We start from the raw sequence: 19248 nt of genomic DNA on the forward strand, positions 1-19248 counted from the left end.
TAAAAGTTACATTAATATAATTAACGAATACATCAGGCGATTAGTTAAATCAATTAACAAGGAAAGAATCATGAGCATGAAAAACTCATCATATGGATGTTCTAAAAAAAATCACCTCAGTAAAGTATCACGTATCGCACCAGTATGTGTGTTGACATGGCTATCTCTGGGATATATTTCACCAACCAATGCCGAAATCATTGCTTCACAAAATCAAAGCAACATCCCAACCATTATCAATAACAGTAATCAGTCCACGACAATAAATATCAACAGTGCATCATCATCCGGAATATCTCATAATAAATTCAATCAATTTGATGTAAATCAGAATGGCGTCATTCTTAATAACAACGCCAGTGAAAGCACAACGACTCTGACAGGGAATGTTGCCGGTAATACCAATATGGCGAAAGGCCCGGCGTCATTGATCATAAATGAAGTTATCTCAAACAACCCCAGCCAGCTAAACGGTATGATTGAAGTGGCGGGAAAAAAATCTGATGTAATCATCGCTAACCCTTCGGGAATATCATGCGACGGCTGTGGATTTATCAATACCGGGAACGGCACCCTGACAACTGGAAACATTAAGATTCAGAATGACAAACTGACAAGTATTAATGTCAAAAAAGGTGACATCATCATTACCGGAAATGGAATGAATGATAAATCTGATTTTACCAATCTGCTGGCCAATACAGTTAAGATCAGTGCAGAACTGCGCGCTAATGATTTAAAGGTCAACGCTGGTAAGACGAACTCTCGAACAGCCGCCGAGCCTGGGGCTGTGGGTATCGATATTGCTGCACTCGGGGGAATGTACGCAAATAAAATCACAATGATAATAGATCAGGATGGTCCAGGAATCAGCAACAAAGGGTTAATTTCCGCAGATTCCGAACTATACATTACAACGATGGGGACGATCGGCAATAGCGGTAAGATTAGCACATCCAGTCGCGATGCGAACATTATTGCAATGAATGTTGATAACACGTCTGGCTCTATCTCCAGCGCTGGGGATATTTTCATGATTGCCGCAGACGAACTCAATAACAACCAGGGGACTGTTAGCAGCGCTAAATCCATTGCGCTTAACGGCAGCACCCTGGATAACACTTCAGGGCTAATTTCGGGCAATGATATCAGTCTGGTTGCCAATCAGATAATCAATCAGGATAGCAAAAAATATGCTATCAATGATGAAGAAATGACTAAAACTAACGGTAAAAGAAATCCGACATCAGGTGGAATTATTGCAAAAGGAGACATTGCAATTAATGCAGGAAGTCTGTTGAACAATAGTGCGGGCGTCGTTCATTCTGAGAATGGTACTGTTGCGCTGGCCTCTCAGCAGGATATCAACATGGATAATGCTGATGTCTCCGCCAATACGATCAATATCTATGCCGAAGAACTGAAAGGTAAAGAGTTTGGTATTGTCTCGGGTAAGCTGCTTGCTAAAAATGATATTAGCATTGAAGCCAATACCCTTGGCGAATTCGACCAAAATACCTCCCTTGATTCAGGCAACAATCTGGTTATCAGCAACAATGGAAGCGATGAAAGTATCCAGTTCACTAATGAGGGTATCTTAAAAGCCGGAAATAAATTCAGCTATGATCGCAGTGGTTCATTCGTGAATGCCGGAGAAATTCAGTCTGCTAATGAATTGGTCATTAAGGCGGATACCATTGAAAATCGCAACATTATCAGCAGTGCAAAAAAAGCGCTGCTACAGGCCAGTACGTCGTTGACGAACACCAGCGGAAAGATTTCTGCCGACGAGAAGTTGATGATTAATGCTCCTGAAGTCCTGAATATCAAAGGAGAATTATCATCAACTAATCCTATAGAAATTCAGAGCGATAAGTTTGAAAACACCGGAGAATCATCCGAGGTTACACTGAGCCCTTATCAAACCCCCTATCAGTAAGGTTCAGCCTTACAGCCGCTGAAGCTAAACGCTTTCAGAAGCACCAGCACCTTCGGCCCCGCACATCACTGTACGGGGCCGGTTCATACGCTTTATCGCTCACGCAATTGCTCCCTTATTGTTGCCTGCCAGGCAAGAGTGTTGTGACCCATACCGCATTTTACGCCCCCATATGCTGCTGTAGACTTGCATCAAATTCACAGAATCAGGATTAAGTCATGAGCCATATTTTAATTATCGATGCCGGTAAAACCTTTGCACATTCTAAAGGTGAACTGAACCACACTTTGACCGGTATCGCCGCCAGCTGGCTGCGCGATGCCGGACATCATGTTGACGTCACGGTAGTGGATGACGGATACGTCGTTGCCGACGAGATTGAAAAATACCTCGCCGCTGACACCATCATTTATCAAATGCCTGGATGGTGGATGGGTGAACCATGGACCCTGAAAAAATACATAGATGAAGTCTTTACCGAAGGCCACGGCAAACTGTATGCCAGTGACGGGCGCACGCGCTCAGATGCGGCAAAAAAATATGGTTCCGGCGGCCTGCTGCAGGGCAAAAAGTATATGCTGTCTCTGACGTGGAATGCGCCGCTGCAGGCCTTTACCGACCCGGAACAGTTCTTTGAAGGCGTTGGCGTGGACGGCGTTTATCTGCACTTCCATAAGGCTAACCAGTTCCTGGGTATGGAAGGATTACCGACCTTTATCTGTAATGATGTGATAAAACAGCCTGATATCGCAGGGGATATCTCCCGTTATCGGACTCATCTGAGTACAATTTTTGCTTAACTTAGTCTGTTAATTCGATTCATCGATCCGAGGAGCGCTATGTTAACTGTTGTGGCTGAAATTTGTATCAAACCGGGCCGTCGCGCCGCCGTACTTGAAGCGATCGAGCGGCTGATTCCGCTGGTACTGGAGGAGGAAGGATGCGGCAGCTATCAGGCACTGATCGATCATAAAGCTCAGGTGCCGTGGAAGCAGCACTCACCGGACTCAATTTTTATGGTGGAACACTGGGAATCGCTGCGTCATCTGGAGCAGCATCAGCAGGCGGATCATATGGAAACCCACCGCGCGATCATCAAAGATGATGTGGTCGACGTGAAGATCTTCGTGTTGGAACCCGCGTAAGAAGGTCATTGGCGAGCGGCTTACAGCAAATTTTTGCTGGCAAGCTGCTCGCTGAGGTAGTCCAGAAAACAGCTGATCCGTGCGGCCAGCGTACTGTTACGGTAGTAAACTGCATTGATCGGATGGCGCATTTCGCAGGTTTCGGCCGCCAGTACCGGCACCAGTTGGCCGCTGGCCGTCGCCTCCCGGCAGAGAAAATCTGAAACACGCACTATCCCCTGCCCATGCAGCGCCAGATGCAGCAGCGTTTCACCGCTGGATGCCCCTACGCCAGGTTTAATCTGCAGCAGCTCGCCGTCGGCCTGGCGAACAGGCCAGATATTATGCTGTTCCAGCTGGCTAAATCCCAACAGCCGATGATGCGCCAGGTCGGCTACGCTCTGGGGCGTACCGTGCTTTGCCAGGTATGCCGGACTGGCCATAAGCCGCAGTTTGCTGCTGCCCAGCATGCGTGCGTGCATGGTCGAATCCCGCAGCTCGCCAATACGAATCGCAATGTCGGTTTGCTGTTCGAGCAAATCAATCACCACGTCATCGGTATTCAGCTCCAGCTCGATCAGCGGATAGCGCTGAATAAACCCGTCAATCAGCGGCACAATGACGTGCAGCATAAACGGGGAAGCCGCATTCACCCGGAGTCTTCCTGACGGAATTTCCCGACGCTGTGCGATCTGTTCTTCGGCGGCCTCTACGGAGGCGATAATTTGCCGGGCATGCTGCAAGAAAATCTGCCCCTCTTCGGTCAGCGCAATGCGGCGGGTCGTTCGATGCAACAGCGTGGTTTGCAGCTTGCTCTCCAGCCGACTCAACGCACGGCTGATACCGGAAGTGGTTTGGTCTAGCTGCTCAGCAGCGGCGGTAATCGAGCCACAGTCGACCACTACCACCCACGCACGCAGTTCTTCAAGGGTAATTTTCAATGGGTCGGCCTTTGGGAGAAGAGGAGAATGAGGTTTCTTAGCAGATTATGGATGAGCTGAAGCGGATCGTAAATAACGATCCGCTCCGGCGTTTTATACTTCGATTTCGGCAGTATCGCCTTTTTCCTGCAGCCAGTTACGACGATCTTCGGAGCGTTTCTTCGCCAGCAGCATATCCATGACTGCCAGCGTCTGATCCACATCGGTTTCATCGACCGTTAACTGTACCAGGCGGCGGGTATTGGGATCGAGCGTGGTTTCGCGCAGCTGCAGCGGGTTCATTTCACCCAGACCTTTAAAGCGCTGCACGCCCGGTTTGCCTTTCTTACGCTTCAGCTGTTCAAGGATACCGGCCTTCTCTTCCTCATCCAGCGCGTAGTAAACCTCTTTGCCCAGATCGATACGATAAAGAGGCGGCATGGCGACGTAAACGTGACCATTTTGCACCAGCGTGCGGAAATGGCGAACAAACAGCGCGCACAGCAGCGTGGCGATATGCAGTCCGTCGGAGTCAGCATCGGCGAGGATACAAATCTTACCGTAGCGCAGCTGGCTGAGATCTTCACTGTCCGGATCGATACCAATAGCGACAGAAATATCATGTACTTCCTGCGAAGCCAGCACCTCATCGGAGGAGACTTCCCAGGTATTCAGGATCTTACCTTTCAGCGGCATGATCGCCTGATACTCACGATCGCGCGCCTGCTTAGCCGATCCGCCCGCTGAATCCCCCTCCACCAGGAAAAGTTCAGTACGGTTGAGATCCTGTGCGCTACAGTCAGCCAGTTTACCCGGCAGCGCCGGGCCGCTGGTCAGCTTTTTACGCACCACTTTTTTAGCGGCACGCATGCGGCGCTGAGCGCTGGAAATTGCCAGCTCGGCCAGCAACTCTGCCGTCTGCACGTTGTTGTTCAGCCACAGGCTGAAGGCATCTTTCACAACACCTGAAACAAATGCTGAACACTGGCGCGATGACAGACGTTCTTTTGTCTGACCGGCGAACTGGGGATCCTGCATTTTTACCGACAGCACGTAAGCACAACGATCCCAGATATCTTCCGCCGAAAGTTTAACCCCGCGCGGCAGGATATTACGGAATTCACAAAACTCGCGCATTGCGTCCAGCAGCCCTTGCCGCAGACCGTTAACGTGCGTGCCGCCCTGCATGGTCGGGATCAGGTTAACGTAGCTTTCGGTGAGCAGTTCACCGCCTTCAGGAAGCCACAATAGCGCCCAGTCAACCGCCTCAACATCACCGGAAAATGCGCCAACAAACGGCTTTTCCGGTAATACAGGCAATCCGTTTACCGCTTCCATCAGATAGTCTGTCAGGCCATCGGCATAGCACCAGGTTTGCTCAGTGTTGTTAACCTTATCTTTAAAGACGATCTCAACACCCGGGCAAAGCACGGCTTTCGCCTTCAGCAAATGGCTGAGGCGCGAAACGGAAAAGCGTGGGCTGTCGAAGAAGGATTCATCCGGCCAGAACTGCACGCGGGTGCCGGTATTGCGTTTGCCTACCGTGCCCGTCACCGACAGGTCCTGCACCTTGTCACCGTTTTCAAAAGCCATTTCGTAGACTTCGCCGTTACGGCGCACGGTCACTTCCACGCGTTTTGACAACGCATTTACCACCGAGATACCCACGCCGTGAAGGCCGCCGGAGAACTGGTAGTTTTTGTTGGAGAATTTACCACCGGCATGCAGGCGGCAGAAAATCAGCTCAACGGCCGGCACGCCCTCTTCGGGATGGATATCCACCGGCATACCGCGCCCGTCGTCGATAACTTCCAGCGACTGATCGGCATGCAGAATTACTTCCACACGTTTAGCGTGGCCGGCCAGCGCTTCATCCACGCTGTTATCGATCACTTCCTGACCTAAATGGTTAGGCCGCGCTGTGTCGGTATACATACCCGGGCGACGACGCACGGGTTCAAGGCCGCTGAGAACCTCAATGGAATCAGCGTTATAGCTGGATTGAGTCATGGTAACAATCTGAATTAGTGGCTAAAAATGATTGCCCAAACTCCGTCTGATTTCACGCTTGCGAGGTTAGCCCCAGGAAATCAAACATAGCGGAGAAATGGCGTTCGAATCCGATAAAAGCATGATTTCCGCCCTCTTCTACCGTCTGACGACAGGCGCTGTAATAGTCCAGGGCCTGACGGTAGTCGAGCACTTCATCACCCGTTTGTTGCAGCAGCCAGATCAAATCCGGCGACTCTAACGGGTCAATCTGCATCACTTTTAGATCGTAAATATGGCGCGACTCTAACACATATTGCTGGCCGGTGTAGGGGTTCTGATTTTCACCCAGGAAATCCACCAGCAGCTCAAACGGCCTCACAGCGGGATTCACCACCACCGCAGGCAGCGTAAAACATTGGGAAAGCCAGGTCGCATAATATCCGCCAAGCGATGAGCCGATGATGCCCAGCGGCTCCCCTGACGCCTGCAATACGATATTTTCAAGCAGTGCCGCCGCTTCAGCCGGAAAGGCAGGGAGCTGTGGAACCAGCAAATTGATCGACGGATGGTGCTCCCCCAGCCAGCGACCGAACGCGGTCGCTTTAGCCGAACGGGGTGAGCTGTTAAAACCGTGAAGGTAGAGCAGCGTCGCCATCGATCAGTAACCTTCCGAATCCAGGTCAGGGCTGAAAATTCGCGTTGTCAGCCTACAGACTTCAGTTTCTACGCGGCCATCATCGAACAGATTAAGCCAGCGCCAGCCGGGAGATTCTGCGTCAATGGTAAAGTTGGTGCAGTGCGGCTTGAATTGCACGCAGGTTGAAGGAGAAGCCAGCACGCGCCGGCCCTGCCATTCAAGGTCCAGCTCCTGATGAATATGGCCACAGAGTAGCGTTTTCGCCAGCGGATAACGCTGCAGCACGGCATCCAGCATATGTGGATTTCGCAGGCCGTGCTGATCGAGCCACGTACAGCCAGAAGGCAGGGGATGGTGGTGAAGCAAAACCAGCGTATGCCGATGCGGCTCCCTGGCCAGCGTTTTATCCAGCCATTCAAGCTGATACTCACTCAGCTCGCCGTGAGGCACCCCAAAAACCTGGCTATCCAACAGCACAACCTGCCAGCAGTCACCGATCAGGACGTGTTTTTCATCGGCGATGCTAGCGCTTGCCAACGTACTGAACATCGTCGGCTGAAAGTCATGGTTGCCTGGCAGCCATACGCAAGGAGCAGGCAGACGAGCGATACCCTCAGCAAAATGCTGATAGGCTTCGGTAGTGTGATCCTGAGCCAGATCGCCAGTAGCGACGATCAGGTCATAATGCCGCCGTTGTGCCGCGATGGCTTCCAACACCGCTTCATAACTGGCCCAGGTATTCACACCCAGCAGCGTTTCATGTTTGCCTGCAAAAAGGTGAGTATCCGTTATCTGTAAAATCCTGATACTGGACCCACTCGCCACAGGAAGTTTCAACAAGCTATCCAATCAAAGTCCTTAGGGTTACCGCTCTCTTACAACGTGTTGCAGCGGGTTCAACAAACCGGAACGGCTACCGCTCCATGCGATAAACAGTAGCGCAGCCATTCCGCCAGAAACTGGTTAATCTGGTGTTTTTCATCACGCTGATGCAGCTTTTTATTAGGATAATCATAGCGTGCTTTAAATCGATAGATCTGCTGTGTTGAACACACTTCCGCCACCATGGCATCGTGATAAAGCCTGATCGACATGGAAGGCAGACTCCAGTAGCTCACGGCCGGAGCGGTTTGCTTAATCTCCACCAGCGTGGTGTAACGCGTCGATTCCAAAATGGTAATTTGATAGCTGGCACCGTTTACCTGGTACGCCACTGACACTCCGGCCTGGTCGTCACGCGGTAGTAAGCGCCGCAGTTGTGCAAAGTTAGTTTCGCACACGCGCATCATTTCGGGAAAGTCAGGAACGTAACGCTTCATCGTTAAGGCTTCCACTCATTACATAGTTGTTTATAGTGCAACTCGAGCCATTGTAAGGCAATGATCGCCGCTGCATTATCTATTTTCCCCTCTTCCACCCATTGATAAGCCTGACTACGGCTCACCACATGGACAAGAATATCCTCATTCTCTTCCTCCAGTCCGTGGTTTCCCTTCGCCACACTGGCATCCACTTCCCCAACATACACCATCAATCGCTCGGTCGTGCCCCCCGCGCTGGACAGGTAATTGCTGATAGGTTTGGTTCGCCCGGCGGTCAATCCGGCTTCTTCAACCGCTTCACGTCTGGCGACCTCTTCCGGTGCTTCACCTTCCTCAATCATTCCTGCAACCAGCTCAAGCTTCCACGGGGTCGGACTGGTATCCCAGGAGGCGATGCGTATTTGCTCGATGAGTACGACTTCATCACGCAGCGGATCATAGGGTAGCAGCACCGCAGCATGACCGCGCTCGAAAATTTCCCTGCTCACTTCACCACTCATTTCGCCGTTAAACAAGCGGTGGCGAAAGCGATAACGTTCCACCGAAAAAAAACCGCGATAAAGCGTCTCTCGTGCGATAATTTCTACATCGTCTTTGGTAAACGTTACCGGGAATGTGTTACAGATTGCCATAGGAACCTCTCCTGAAAATGATCGCAATGACGAAAAGTGCAATAGTAATACCGCTAGATTTGTAGTTTCTGAGGAATTATTTGCGTAAATTAAAGCGAGATGGCACTTTCAGCCAACTTACCTTAACGGCACACTCTGCTAGAATCGGCGATAATTTTTTGGCCTACGCCAGCGCTACCATAGCAATTTTGCGGCACTACAAGGAATGCAAATGAACAAACTGCTCCCTTTACTCATTGGTCTGAGCCTGGGCGGCTTCAGTGTTGCCAGCCAGGCTGAAAACCTGCTTCAGGTCTATCAGCAGGCTCGTTTGTCCAACCCTGATCTTCGTAGCTCAGCGGCCGATCGCGATGCTGCTTTTGAGAAAATTAACGAAGCCCGTAGCCCACTGTTACCGCAGCTCGGGTTGGGAGCGGACTATACCTATACTAACGGTTATCGCGATGCTCGTGATTCGAACAGCGATACGAAAAGCGCATCGCTGCAGCTTACCCAGACCATTTTTGATATGTCAAAATGGCGTGCGCTGACACTGCAGGAAAAAACAGCCGGGATTCAGGATGTCACCTACCAGACCGCACAGCAGAAGCTAATTCTGGACACGGCAACGGCCTATTTCAACGTCCTGAATGCGATTGATACCCTTTCCTATACCGAAGCGCAGAAGCAGTCAATCTACCGCCAGTTAGATCAAACCACCCAGCGTTTTAATGTTGGGCTGGTCGCTATCACTGACGTGCAGAACGCCCGTTCACAATACGACAGCGTGCTGGCAAGCGAAGTGAGCGCACGTAACGACCTCGATAACGCCGTAGAGTCTCTGCGCCAGGTTACCGGGAATTACTATCCAAGCCTCGCGTCGCTTAACGTTGATCGTTTCAAAACGGATAAGCCACAGCCGGTGAAAGATCTGCTGAAAGAAGCGGAAAGCCGCAACCTCAGCCTGCTCTCCGCACGTCTGTCACAGGATCTGGCTCGTGAGCAAATTCGCTCAGCCGAAACCGGTCATATGCCAACCGTCGGTCTGACCGCCTCAACCGGTCTGTCCAATAATCGTTACCATGGCGATCGCTCTACCGGCACTGACAATATCAGCGGCAGCAACCAGGTCGGCTTAAACTTCAGCCTGCCGCTGTACAGCGGTGGTTCGGTCACCTCACAGGTCAAACAGGCGCAGTATGCGTTTGTTTCCTCCAGTGAGCAGTTAGAAAGCGCCCACCGTACTGCCGTTCAGACCGTCCGTTCTTCATTTAATAACGTGAACGCGTCTATCAGCAGCATCAACGCCTATAAGCAGGCCGTAGTTTCTTCACAGAGCTCACTGGATGCGATGGAAGCCGGTTATCAGGTCGGTACGCGTACCATCGTTGACGTGCTGGATGCGACAACAACGCTGTACAACGCCAAGCAGCAACTGGCGAATGCGCGCTATAGCTATATGATTAATCAGCTGAACATCAAATCCGCTCTGGGTACGCTCAACGAAGACGATCTGACTGCCTTGAATAATCATCTCGGCAAAGATATTCCCACCACGCCGGATGCTGTTGCACCTGAGAATCCAAAACAGGATGCTGCCGCCGATCGTGATTTGAGCCAATCGGTTAAAGCGCAATAAATAATAAGGCCAGCGATAATCCGCCGGTCAGTAACTATCGAGAAGGGCAGCCTGCGCTGCCCTTCTGCTTTTCAAATGCAATTTGTAAGCCGTCCTTCACAATCAAACGTATAGCTACGTAAAGATCCCCGTACCATCCAGCCGCATCGCTTCATTTTTCACCGCCGTTCCCCTATCCTATGCACTATCTTTGGGCACAGGACAGAAAGCCATGAAACGGACTAAACAGATCAATCACGCCTCTTTTCGTAAAAGCTGGGGCGCACGTCATTTAACGCCGGTGGCCCTTGCGGTGACCGCAGTCATTATGCTGGCGGGCTGTGAGCAAACGGACGAAAGCGTTTCGATGTATCAGAATGCGGATGACTGCTCCAGCGCCAATCCGGGTAAATCAGAGCAGTGCACCGTCGCATTTAATAAAGCGAAAGAAGAAGCTGTTAAGACCGCGCCGAAGTATGCCAGCCGTGAAGACTGCGTGGCCGAATTCGGTGAAGGTCAGTGCCAGCAGGCTCCGGCACAGGCTGGTGTAACCACCAATGCGGAAAATCAGTCCAGCGGCAGTTTCTGGATGCCGCTGATGGCCGGTTACATGATGGGTCGAATGATGAGCGGAGGCATGGGCCAGCAGCAGCCACTCTTTAGCTCAAAAAACCCGGCCAGCCCGGCTAACGGTAAGTTCGTGGATGCCGCCGGTAAGAGCTATGGCCCGGCTGTATCAGGCCGTACGATGAACGTACCGAAAACAGCGATGGCGCCTAAACCTGCAACCACCAGCACGGTAACGCGCGGTGGCTTTGGTGAAAGCGTGGCTAAACAATCCACTATGCAGCGTAGCAGTGCGTCCGGTAGCAATCGTTCCAGCACCACCAACCGCAGTTTAGGGGGCTAACGCCGGATGAAACGCATTGCTATTGCTGAGCGTCCTGACTGGCGAGCAAAAGCCACTGAGTACGGTTTTAATTTTCACACCATGTACGGCGAGCCTTACTGGTGTGAAGATGCCTACTATCAGTTTACCCTGCAGCAGATTGAAACGCTGGAAGATGTCACCAGCGAAATTCATCAGATGTGTTTACAGGCGGTGGATTTGGTCACCGGCAGCGAAGAGCTGCTGGAGAAGTTTCGCATTCCTAAGCACACCTGGGATTTCGTGCGTGAATCCTGGAAAAGCGGCCAGCCATCGCTCTACTCCCGTTTAGACCTTGCGTGGGACGGGCACTCTCCTGCCAAGCTGCTGGAGAATAACGCCGATACGCCAACCTCACTTTATGAAGCCGCATTCTTCCAGTGGGTCTGGCTGGAAGAACAGCTTAACACCGGGAAACTTCCGGCAGGCAGCGATCAGTTCAACAGCCTGCAGGAAAAGCTGATCGAACGTTTTGCCGATCTGCATCAGAAACACGGTTTTGGCCTGCTCCACTTCTCCTGCTGCCGCGATACTGAAGAAGATCGCGCCACGGTGCAATATTTGCAGGACTGCGCGACCGAGGCCGGTTTACCGAGTGAATTCCTGTTTATAGACGAGATTGGTCTGGGGGAAAAAGGCCAGTTCACCGATGTAAATGACCAGGTGATAAGCAACATGTTTAAACTCTATCCCTGGGAGTTTATGCTGCGCGAGATGTTCTCCACTAAGCTTGCCGATGCCGGTGTGCGCTGGCTGGAGCCGGGATGGAAGAGCATCATTTCCAATAAAGCGATGCTGCCGCTGCTATGGAAAATGTTCCCTAATCACCCGAATCTGCTTGCAGCTTACTTTGCCGAAGATAACGTGCCGCATATGGATAAATACGTGGTTAAGCCACTGTTTTCCCGTGAAGGCGCGAATATTCGCATCGTGGAAAATGGTAAAGAGATCGCCCGCGTTGACGGGCCTTACGGCGAAGAGGGAATGATCGTCCAGCAGTTCCATCCGCTGCCGAAGTTTGGCGACAGCTATACGCTGATCGGTTCCTGGCTGATCGACGATCAGCCAGCGGGAATTGGCCTGAGGGAAGATCGCGAACTGATCACCCAGGATCTGTCACGCTTCTATCCGCACGCGTTTATCGAGTAATCTTTTCGGGCGAGGTTACCCTCGCCCAATATCAAAGCGGCAAGTCATCCTGGCAGTCTAGCCCACCTGCACGGACAGCATACTCAACGACCCCATCACAATGCCATCCACCGGCACGGTTACCGCTTCATCCTGCGCTCTGGCGCCCAGCACGTAAAGCAGCGGCAGATAGTGCTCTGGCGTTGGATTCGACAGCGCCGCGCCCTCATGCTGCATAAAGTTAACCAGCGGATGCTGAGCATCGTCACCCTGCCATGCCAGATTATCGCGCACGTACTGATTAAACGACTCAGCCCACGGATAGGCTGGTGCTTCTCCCTGCCAGCGAACCATACGCAGGTTATGCACTACGTTGCCGCTGGCAACGATCATCACGCCCTGCTCGCGCAGTAGCGCCAGTTTGCGTCCCAGCTCAAAGTGATACGCTGCTGGTTTTGTGCCATCAACACTCAGCTGAACAACCGGAATATCGGCATCCGGGTACATCTTAATTAACACTCCCCAGGAGCCGTGGTCAAAGCCCCACTCCTGATCGAGCTGAACGTCAACCGGCGACAGCACTTCCGCAATCTGGCGGGCCAGCGCCGGGGAACCTGGAGCAGGATAGCGCGTGTCAAACAGGGCCTGCGGGAAACCACCAAAATCATGAATGGTACGTGGTTTCTCCATCGCGGTAACCGCGGTTCCGCGCGTATACCAGTGCGCGGAAACCGCAATAATCGCTTTTGGCTTCGGTAATGTTTCACCCAGCTTGCGCCAGGTTTCGGTATAGATATTCTCTTCCAGCACATTCATCGGGCTACCGTGGCCAAGGAAAAGTGCGGGCATACGTTGGTGACTCATGGTCTTACTCCAGAAGTGTTCGTTCAATGACGCTTACATTACGCCCATATGTATCGTGATGAACCTGGATAACCCTGATGAAGATATTCAGATAATTTGAACAGAGATTGCAGAATGGATGACGGTTGGCTGATGTATATCAAGACTGCCGCTGTGGTCTGAAGACAGGAAGCAGGAAGCAGGAAGCAGGAAGCAGGAAGCAGGAAGCAGGAAGCAGGATAAATTAACAGGGCCGGGTAAACCGGCCCAGAGAAGATTAACTTGCCTGACGCGTTTCGTGGCTACGGCGATAAGCCACCAGATCTTCGATAGTGACGACCGGCATGTCATGCTGCTTAGCGAAGACAACGACTTCCCCCGCATGTGCCATTGAACCATCATCGTTAGTCAGCTCACACAGCACGCCCGCCGGCTTGAAGCCCGCCAGCGTCACCAGATCGATAGTGGCTTCGGTGTGCCCACCGCGGGTCAGCACGCCGCCAGCACGACCGCGCAGCGGGAAGACGTGCCCCGGGCGATTCAGATCGGCAGGCTTGGCATCATCAGCAATAGCGGTACGGATAGTGGTAATGCGGTCTGAAGCGGAAACGCCGGTAGTGACACCCTGCGCAGCTTCGATGGTGACGGTGAAACCTGTGCCGTAGGCGCTGGTGTTATCTTCAACCATCATTGGCAGGTCAAGCTGACCGAGACGTTCTTCGGTCAGACAAAGGCAGACGATACCGCTGCCGTGACGAATAGTTAATGCCATCTGCTCTACGGTCATGGTTTCGGCGGCGAAGATCATATCACCTTCATTTTCACGATCTTCATCATCTAAAACCATTACACCGCGGCCAGCGCGAAGCGCTTCGATAGCACGGGTTACACGCTGTTCAGGCGTGCCAAATTCAGAAAGTAGCGACTGATTCATGGTAAATAAACCTTAATAAATGTATGGGTTACCAGAATCAGGGCGTGCTTAGGAGTGTCAAGCTGTGACAAAAAAATAACGCGAGGCGAGCGCAGGCCCGACAAGATACGTTACTCTCTCCCATCCGGACTCTAACCGTCGGCCCCGGAATTACACCGGATCTGCTGTCCTTCAGGAATGACCCTGAAGCGCTCGCGGGCTTTCAGCCGAAGCTGATTTACCGCCGGTGGGGAATTTCGCCCCGCCCTGAGAATAAGCAGACTTACTATAACGCTGATAATGAACGCGGGCAACGAACAAAATTGGCAAATTTATATCCATTTATTCGCTATGCTCATTTCCGGTTTATCCTTTCCCCCGGAGGGATTACACTTAGAGAAAATTTGCTGCTACCAGGAAGCTGACATGATTGATGCTAAAAAAATTGAACAACTGGCCCGCCAGATCCATGAATCTATGCCAAAAGGTATCCGCGAGTTAGGCGATGATGTGGAAAAGAAAATTCGTCAGACCATCCAGGCCCAGCTGACCCGTCTTGATGTCGTAAACCGTGAAGAGTTTGATGTGCAGACTCAGGTGCTGTTGCGCACACGCGAAAAGCTGGCAGTGCTGGAACAACGCCTGGCGGCGCTAGAGAATCAGTCTGCTGCACCAGCGGCGGCGGCAGGAACGGCCACTGCACCGGTCACGACGGCACCTGCTGCGCAGGCAGCATCAGAGCCTGGGGATGCAAAAGATCCTGTCTGATTTACAAAGAAAAAGCTGCCCAACCGGGCAGCTTTTTTTAGCTCTGACGACGGGTATCGGCTCATTCTGACAATCGATACCTGTGTGTTCTTACAATCGATACCGGTTAGTTCTTACGATTGATAATCGTCTTAATGATATTGCTGGTTGAGATACCGTCTTCGAAGTTCAGCACGCGTACGTCACCGCCGTTAGCCCACACTTCTTTACTGCCTGCGATATCCTCTGGCTTATAGTCGCCGCCTTTAACCAGCAGGTCCGGTAGCACTTCAGCAATCAGACGCTGCGGTGTGTCTTCTTCAAAACCCACCACCCAGTCTACGGCTTCCAGCGCACCCAGAACGATCATACGATTTTCCAGCGGGTTAACCGGACGTGTTTCGCCCTTCAAACGGCGGGTAGACGCGTCGCTGTTGACCGCTACAATCAGCCGATCACCCAGCCTGCGGGCATTCGCAAGATAGGAAACGTGCCCGGCATGGAGAATATCAAATACGCCGTTGGTCATCACCACGCGCTCGCCGCGCTGGCGTGCTTTAGCGACTTCAGCCTTCAGCTGAGCCTCATCCATCACGCCAAAACCCGACTCTGGGCGCGCATGAATCGCATTTTCCAGCTCAATCGGGGAAACCGTCGATGTACCCAGTTTACCCACAACCACGCCCGCAGCCGCATTGGCCAGGAAGCAGCTCTCTTCCAGGCTGTTGCCTGCCGCCAGTGCGGCAGCCAGTACGCCGATAACAGTATCGCCAGCACCGGTTACATCGAACACTTCCTGCGCCTGAGTTGGCATATGGAAGGGTTCTTTGCCCGGCTGGAGCAGCGTCATACCGTTTTCAGAACGGGTCACCAGCAGCGCCGACAGGCCGTGCTTCTGCATCAACGCAGTGCCACGCTCAACGATGTCTGACTCGCTTTTACACTTACCGACTACGGCTTCAAACTCCGAAAGATTCGGCGTCAGCAGGGTGGCGCCATGATAGCGGCCGAAGTCGGTCCCTTTCGGGTCCACCAGCACTGGCACACCGGCTTCACGTGCCAGCTTAATCATGGTTTCTACGCTCGACAACGCGCCTTTGGCGTAGTCAGAAAGCACCAGCGCACCGATTTTAGGCAAGGCCTGCTGAATGCGCTCGTGCACAGGTTCCGGGTTAACCCCTTCGAACCCCTCTTCAAAATCAAGGCGGATTAACTGCTGGTTACGTGAAAGAACGCGTAGCTTAGTGACGGTTGGATGGGTTGGTACAGAAACAAAATCACACTGCACGTTTACCCCAGTCAGCGTCTCGCTCAGTACGCGCGCAGCATCATCAATGCCGGTTAGTCCCACGAGGCGAGATTCAGCGCCAAGAGAAGCGATATTCATCGCCACGTTAGCCGCCCCGCCGGGGCGCTCTTCCACGTGTTCAACCTTGACAACCGGCACCGGAGCTTCGGGAGAAATACGGCTGGTTGGCCCGTGCCAGTAACGATCCAGCATCACATCACCAACAACCAGAACACCCGCACGTTTAAAATCAGGCAGTGTAACTTTCATTCAGACACTCCACTCCAGACAGCATAAAAACCAAAAATTCAGGCGCGCGATAATAGCACAAATGTTGCCGTGCCTGACTATCGCGGCCACGTTGTTCACTTCGTCACCAAACCACGGATACGCTCTGCGTCCTCAGTCGCCAAACCAGGTTTGCCAGCTTTGATTAACCTGGGTTTTTTCACTGGCATAGGCGCTTTCTTCCACATGCCCCGGCAGCTCCTGTAGCGCCAGGTGGTGCAATGCATCGCGCAGCGTGACGTAGGCATGAGTCAGTGCTTTCGCCTCCGGCTCTGACATTTTTCCCCCGTTTGCCAGCAGTTCGAAAATACGAACATTATCGGACCAGCGGGTCAGCGTCAGATCCTGTGAGGCATAGCGTAGGACCAGATATTGCGTAATGAATTCAATATCCGTGATGCCACCGGCATCGGCTTTAATATCCCAGCGGCCTTTATGTTTCTGTCCAAGATGCGCACGCATTTTTTCACGCATCTCCCGAACCTCAACCTTCAGGGTTTCTGCCTCACGCGGCAGCGCCAGGATACCCCGGCGAATTTCTCCAAAGCGCTGGCTGAGCTCCCCATCACCGTAAACGATGCGAGCACGTACCAGCGCCTGATGCTCCCAGGTCCAGGCTTCATTGCGCTGGTAATCGTCAAAGGCTTCAAAGGTACTCACCAGCATACCGGCAGCACCCGAGGGGCGCAGGCGGGCATCGACTTCATAAAGAATACCTGACGAAGTTCGGGTACTGAACAGATGCATCACCCGCTGTGCCAGCCGCAGATAGAACTGCCGCCCATCAATACTGCGATCGCCCAGCGTGACCGCTTCCTGAGGGCAGTTGTGCAGGAACACCAGGTCCAAATCGGAGCTGTAACCCAGCTCCCAGCCACCCAGCTTGCCGTAGCCGACAACGGCAAAGCCACGCTCGCTGTCGCTGGTCAGATGCGATGGCCGCCCGTAGCGCTGTACCATCATATTCCACGCCTGCTGTACTACCGCTTCTATCATCGCTTCGGCAAGCCAGGTCAGATGATCGCTGACCTTCATTACCGGCAGCGTGCCGGCGATATCCGCCGCGGCAATACGCAGATGCTGGGCCTGTTTAAACTGCCTGAGTGCTTCCAGCTGCTGCTCTTCATCCTCTTCCGGGATACGCAGCAGATACTGACGCAGCTCGTCGCGATAGGCATCGGTTGCCGTTGGCTGGTAAAGCGTCGCCGGGTCAAGCAGCTCATCAAGCAGCAGCGGATAGCGCGCCAGCTGGCTGGCAACCATCGGAGAGGCGGCACACAGGCGAATCAGATGCTGGAGCGCGCCGTGGAATTCCGTGAGCAGCTCCAGATAGGTGGTGCGTGTGACCACGCCGAGCAGCAGCGGCGTCAGGCGGCCAAGCGTGACAACCGCATCATCGCGCGGCACTACCTCGCTGAGCAGACGAGGCATCAGCTGATCGAGCGCCTGGCGGCCACGTGGGCCGATCGTGCGCTTATCCACATCCAGACGAAAATCGGTAATCGCCCGCAGCAGTTGCTGGCATGCTTCACCGTTAAGATGCGGGACGAGCGGCAGCAGTTCAGCTTCCTCTAACTGGTCCTGCCACAGCACACCATATTCCCCGGCTTCACGGTTCTCGCCGCTCTCCGGGGCATCGTCGCCAATCAGCTCGTCGAAGATTGAGCGTACCGCCACCATATGGCCATCCAGCCGATCGTGCAGGCCCTGCCAGTCGGCAAATCCCATCGCCCAGGCCAGACGCGCACGATCCAGCTCACTGGCCGGCAATGTCTGCGTCTGTTCATCATTAATGCTTTGCAGCAGATTTTCCAACCGCCGCAGGAACAGATAGGCGTCGTGCAGCTGCGCGACCTGAGGCTGTGGAAGTAAATTCAGTTCTTTGATTGATTCAAGAGTAGGAAGTAATGAACGCAGCTGCAGCGATCGTTCGCGACCACCACGGATCAGCTGGAAGACCTGAACAATAAACTCTATTTCACGGATACCACCGGCACCGAGCTTGATGTTATCGGTCAACCCGCGCCGCCGCACCTCACGCGCAATCATCGCTTTCATATTGCGCAGGGACTGGATCACGCTGAAATCAATATAGCGACGGAAGACAAACGGCCGCAGCATCTGCCGTAGTTCCTGGCTCCAGCGATCGTCACCGCCGCCCATTAACCGGGCCTTGACCATCGCATAGCGTTCCCAGTCGCGCCCCTGCTCCTGGTAATAATCTTCCAGCGCCGCAAAGCTCAGCACCAGCGGGCCGCTGTCACCAAACGGCCGCAGCCGCATATCTACGCGGTAGACGAAGCCGTCCACGGTTGGCTGATCGAGCACTTTGATCAGCCGCTGCCCCAGACGAGTAAAGAACTGGGCGTTATCCAGCTCACGCCGTCCGCCCTGCGTCACGCCATTTTCCGGCCAGGTGAAGATCAAATCGATATCGGAAGAGAAATTCAGCTCGCCGCCACCCAGTTTACCCATGCCGAGGATCAGCAGCGGCTGCGGCTCTCCGGCGGCATTAACCGGCGTGCCAAAATCCTTGCAGCAGGCGTGCCACAGCCAGTCACGGGCAGCTACGATCAGGGTTTCTGCCAGTTCGCTCAGCTGCGTTAACGTTTGTTCGGTGCTGCTGGTCGCCAGAGTCTGCATCCAGGCGATGCGCGTCAGCATATGGCGGCGAAACAGCCGCAGTTCGCGCATCAGCGTGTTTTCATCCAGCACCGAGGCCAGCCGCTCTGCCAGCCACGCGGTATAGTGCTGCCACTCGTCGGCAAGCGGCGGCTGAGTTTGCAGCTGCTGCCACCATTCAGGATGTTTCGTCAGGTTATCGCTGATGAAGTCACTAAACGCCAGCACGGACTGCTGCTGCGGAGTGGTCCCGTCCGGCAGAGGATCGATAACGGAAATCTGTTCAGCCAGCAAAGATGGCAGCGGCTGCGATAGTAAAGGCACCATA

General features: G+C 53.1%; 17 protein-coding genes and 1 riboswitch. Of the genes, 7 read left to right on the forward strand and 10 right to left on the reverse strand.

Features of this window, described 5'->3' with window-relative positions:
• Positions 1 to 70 precede the first annotated feature (70 nt).
• The 3 genes from IBT47_RS09255 (at position 71) to IBT47_RS09265 (ending at position 3084) form a co-directional block, all read left to right on the forward strand.
• The gene (locus IBT47_RS09255) at positions 71 to 1939 is read left to right on the forward strand and encodes a filamentous hemagglutinin N-terminal domain-containing protein (RefSeq protein WP_200560207.1); all 1869 of its coding nucleotides are present in this window, start codon (positions 71 to 73) and stop codon (positions 1937 to 1939) included.
• A gap of 218 nt (positions 1940 to 2157) precedes the next feature.
• Positions 2158 to 2739 carry an NAD(P)H-dependent oxidoreductase gene (locus tag IBT47_RS09260; protein WP_200560208.1) on the forward strand — a complete coding sequence of 194 codons (582 nt, stop codon included), beginning with the start codon at positions 2158 to 2160 and terminating at the stop codon, positions 2737 to 2739.
• Between the two features lie 39 nt (positions 2740 to 2778).
• Positions 2779 to 3084 (forward strand): putative quinol monooxygenase, encoded by a 306-nt coding sequence (locus IBT47_RS09265; RefSeq protein WP_200560209.1) that lies wholly within the window; start codon positions 2779 to 2781, stop codon positions 3082 to 3084.
• Between the two features lie 20 nt (positions 3085 to 3104).
• On the opposite strand, the gene IBT47_RS09270 is transcribed toward IBT47_RS09265, so the two are convergent.
• The 6 genes from IBT47_RS09270 to nudF form a co-directional block, all read right to left on the reverse strand.
• Complete coding sequence (locus IBT47_RS09270) at positions 3105 to 4004, reverse strand: LysR family transcriptional regulator (protein ID WP_200543547.1); 900 nt, start codon at positions 4002 to 4004, stop codon at positions 3105 to 3107.
• Between the two features lie 93 nt (positions 4005 to 4097).
• On the reverse strand, positions 4098 to 5993 hold the full coding sequence (parE, locus tag IBT47_RS09275) for a DNA topoisomerase IV subunit B (RefSeq protein ID WP_105592520.1): 1896 nt from the start codon (positions 5991 to 5993) through the stop codon (positions 4098 to 4100).
• A 52-nt stretch (positions 5994 to 6045) separates the two neighbouring features.
• Positions 6046 to 6630 (reverse strand): esterase YqiA, encoded by a 585-nt coding sequence (gene yqiA / locus IBT47_RS09280; RefSeq protein WP_200560210.1) that lies wholly within the window; start codon positions 6628 to 6630, stop codon positions 6046 to 6048.
• A 3-nt stretch (positions 6631 to 6633) separates the two neighbouring features.
• A complete protein-coding gene (gene cpdA, locus IBT47_RS09285) occupies positions 6634 to 7461 on the reverse strand; it encodes a 3',5'-cyclic-AMP phosphodiesterase (RefSeq protein WP_200560211.1) in 828 nt (275 codons plus the stop codon).
• A 47-nt stretch (positions 7462 to 7508) separates the two neighbouring features.
• A complete protein-coding gene (locus IBT47_RS09290) occupies positions 7509 to 7931 on the reverse strand; it encodes a DUF1249 family protein (protein ID WP_200560212.1) in 423 nt (140 codons plus the stop codon).
• Positions 7932 to 7933: 2 nt separating this feature from the next.
• The gene (gene nudF / locus IBT47_RS09295; protein WP_200560213.1) at positions 7934 to 8566 is read right to left on the reverse strand and encodes an ADP-ribose diphosphatase; all 633 of its coding nucleotides are present in this window, start codon (positions 8564 to 8566) and stop codon (positions 7934 to 7936) included.
• A 211-nt stretch (positions 8567 to 8777) separates the two neighbouring features.
• On the opposite strand from nudF, the gene tolC reads away from it, so the two are divergent.
• From tolC to IBT47_RS09310, 3 genes are all read left to right on the forward strand, one after another.
• Entirely contained in the window at positions 8778 to 10184 is a 1407-nt protein-coding gene (tolC, locus tag IBT47_RS09300; RefSeq protein ID WP_200560214.1) for an outer membrane channel protein TolC, read from the forward strand.
• A 211-nt stretch (positions 10185 to 10395) separates the two neighbouring features.
• The gene (locus IBT47_RS09305; protein ID WP_200560215.1) at positions 10396 to 11073 is read left to right on the forward strand and encodes a DUF1190 family protein; all 678 of its coding nucleotides are present in this window, start codon (positions 10396 to 10398) and stop codon (positions 11071 to 11073) included.
• 6 nt (positions 11074 to 11079) lie between these two features.
• Positions 11080 to 12240, forward strand: coding sequence for a glutathionylspermidine synthase family protein (locus IBT47_RS09310; RefSeq protein WP_200560216.1), 1161 nt, complete (start codon positions 11080 to 11082; stop codon positions 12238 to 12240).
• 57 nt (positions 12241 to 12297) lie between these two features.
• Here the strand turns inward: IBT47_RS09310 and ygiD are convergent, their stop codons facing one another.
• Positions 12298 to 13083 carry a 4,5-DOPA dioxygenase extradiol gene (ygiD, locus tag IBT47_RS09315; protein ID WP_200560217.1) on the reverse strand — a complete coding sequence of 262 codons (786 nt, stop codon included), beginning with the start codon at positions 13081 to 13083 and terminating at the stop codon, positions 12298 to 12300.
• A gap of 256 nt (positions 13084 to 13339) precedes the next feature.
• The gene (gene ribB / locus IBT47_RS09320; RefSeq protein WP_200560218.1) at positions 13340 to 13996 is read right to left on the reverse strand and encodes a 3,4-dihydroxy-2-butanone-4-phosphate synthase; all 657 of its coding nucleotides are present in this window, start codon (positions 13994 to 13996) and stop codon (positions 13340 to 13342) included.
• Between the two features lie 108 nt (positions 13997 to 14104).
• Positions 14105 to 14254, reverse strand: a riboswitch (FMN riboswitch).
• 147 nt (positions 14255 to 14401) lie between these two features.
• Here ribB and IBT47_RS09325 point away from each other — a divergent pair.
• Positions 14402 to 14743: an accessory factor UbiK family protein gene (locus IBT47_RS09325; protein WP_200560272.1), complete on the forward strand. Its 342-nt coding sequence runs from the start codon at positions 14402 to 14404 to the stop codon at positions 14741 to 14743.
• A 106-nt stretch (positions 14744 to 14849) separates the two neighbouring features.
• Here IBT47_RS09325 and hldE read toward each other — a convergent pair whose 3' ends face one another.
• Complete coding sequence (gene hldE, locus IBT47_RS09330) at positions 14850 to 16280, reverse strand: bifunctional D-glycero-beta-D-manno-heptose-7-phosphate kinase/D-glycero-beta-D-manno-heptose 1-phosphate adenylyltransferase HldE (RefSeq protein WP_200560219.1); 1431 nt, start codon at positions 16278 to 16280, stop codon at positions 14850 to 14852.
• 132 nt (positions 16281 to 16412) lie between these two features.
• The gene (gene glnE, locus IBT47_RS09335) at positions 16413 to 19247 is read right to left on the reverse strand and encodes a bifunctional [glutamate--ammonia ligase]-adenylyl-L-tyrosine phosphorylase/[glutamate--ammonia-ligase] adenylyltransferase (protein WP_200560220.1); all 2835 of its coding nucleotides are present in this window, start codon (positions 19245 to 19247) and stop codon (positions 16413 to 16415) included.
• Between the last annotated feature and the right edge of the window lies 1 nt (position 19248).

This window comes from Erwinia sp. S43, assembly GCF_016624745.1.
Classification (GTDB): Bacteria; Pseudomonadota; Gammaproteobacteria; order Enterobacterales; family Enterobacteriaceae; genus Erwinia; species Erwinia coffeiphila.

Coding starts and splice junctions, on each gene's coding strand:
- parE (WP_105592520.1), bottom strand. CDS start 5,993: ATGACTCAATCCAGCTATAACGCTGATTCCATTGAGGTTCTCAGCGGC.
- glnE (WP_200560220.1), bottom strand. CDS start 19,247: ATGGTGCCTTTACTATCGCAGCCGCTGCCATCTTTGCTGGCTGAACAG.
- hldE (WP_200560219.1), bottom strand. CDS start 16,280: ATGAAAGTTACACTGCCTGATTTTAAACGTGCGGGTGTTCTGGTTGTT.
- yqiA (WP_200560210.1), bottom strand. CDS start 6,630: ATGGCGACGCTGCTCTACCTTCACGGTTTTAACAGCTCACCCCGTTCG.
- ygiD (WP_200560217.1), bottom strand. CDS start 13,083: ATGAGTCACCAACGTATGCCCGCACTTTTCCTTGGCCACGGTAGCCCG.
- nudF (WP_200560213.1), bottom strand. CDS start 8,566: ATGGCAATCTGTAACACATTCCCGGTAACGTTTACCAAAGACGATGTA.
- IBT47_RS09325 (WP_200560272.1), top strand. CDS start 14,402: ATGATTGATGCTAAAAAAATTGAACAACTGGCCCGCCAGATCCATGAA.
- tolC (WP_200560214.1), top strand. CDS start 8,778: ATGAACAAACTGCTCCCTTTACTCATTGGTCTGAGCCTGGGCGGCTTC.
- IBT47_RS09290 (WP_200560212.1), bottom strand. CDS start 7,931: ATGAAGCGTTACGTTCCTGACTTTCCCGAAATGATGCGCGTGTGCGAA.
- IBT47_RS09265 (WP_200560209.1), top strand. CDS start 2,779: ATGTTAACTGTTGTGGCTGAAATTTGTATCAAACCGGGCCGTCGCGCC.
- IBT47_RS09310 (WP_200560216.1), top strand. CDS start 11,080: ATGAAACGCATTGCTATTGCTGAGCGTCCTGACTGGCGAGCAAAAGCC.
- IBT47_RS09255 (WP_200560207.1), top strand. CDS start 71: ATGAGCATGAAAAACTCATCATATGGATGTTCTAAAAAAAATCACCTC.
- IBT47_RS09305 (WP_200560215.1), top strand. CDS start 10,396: ATGAAACGGACTAAACAGATCAATCACGCCTCTTTTCGTAAAAGCTGG.
- IBT47_RS09260 (WP_200560208.1), top strand. CDS start 2,158: ATGAGCCATATTTTAATTATCGATGCCGGTAAAACCTTTGCACATTCT.
- ribB (WP_200560218.1), bottom strand. CDS start 13,996: ATGAATCAGTCGCTACTTTCTGAATTTGGCACGCCTGAACAGCGTGTA.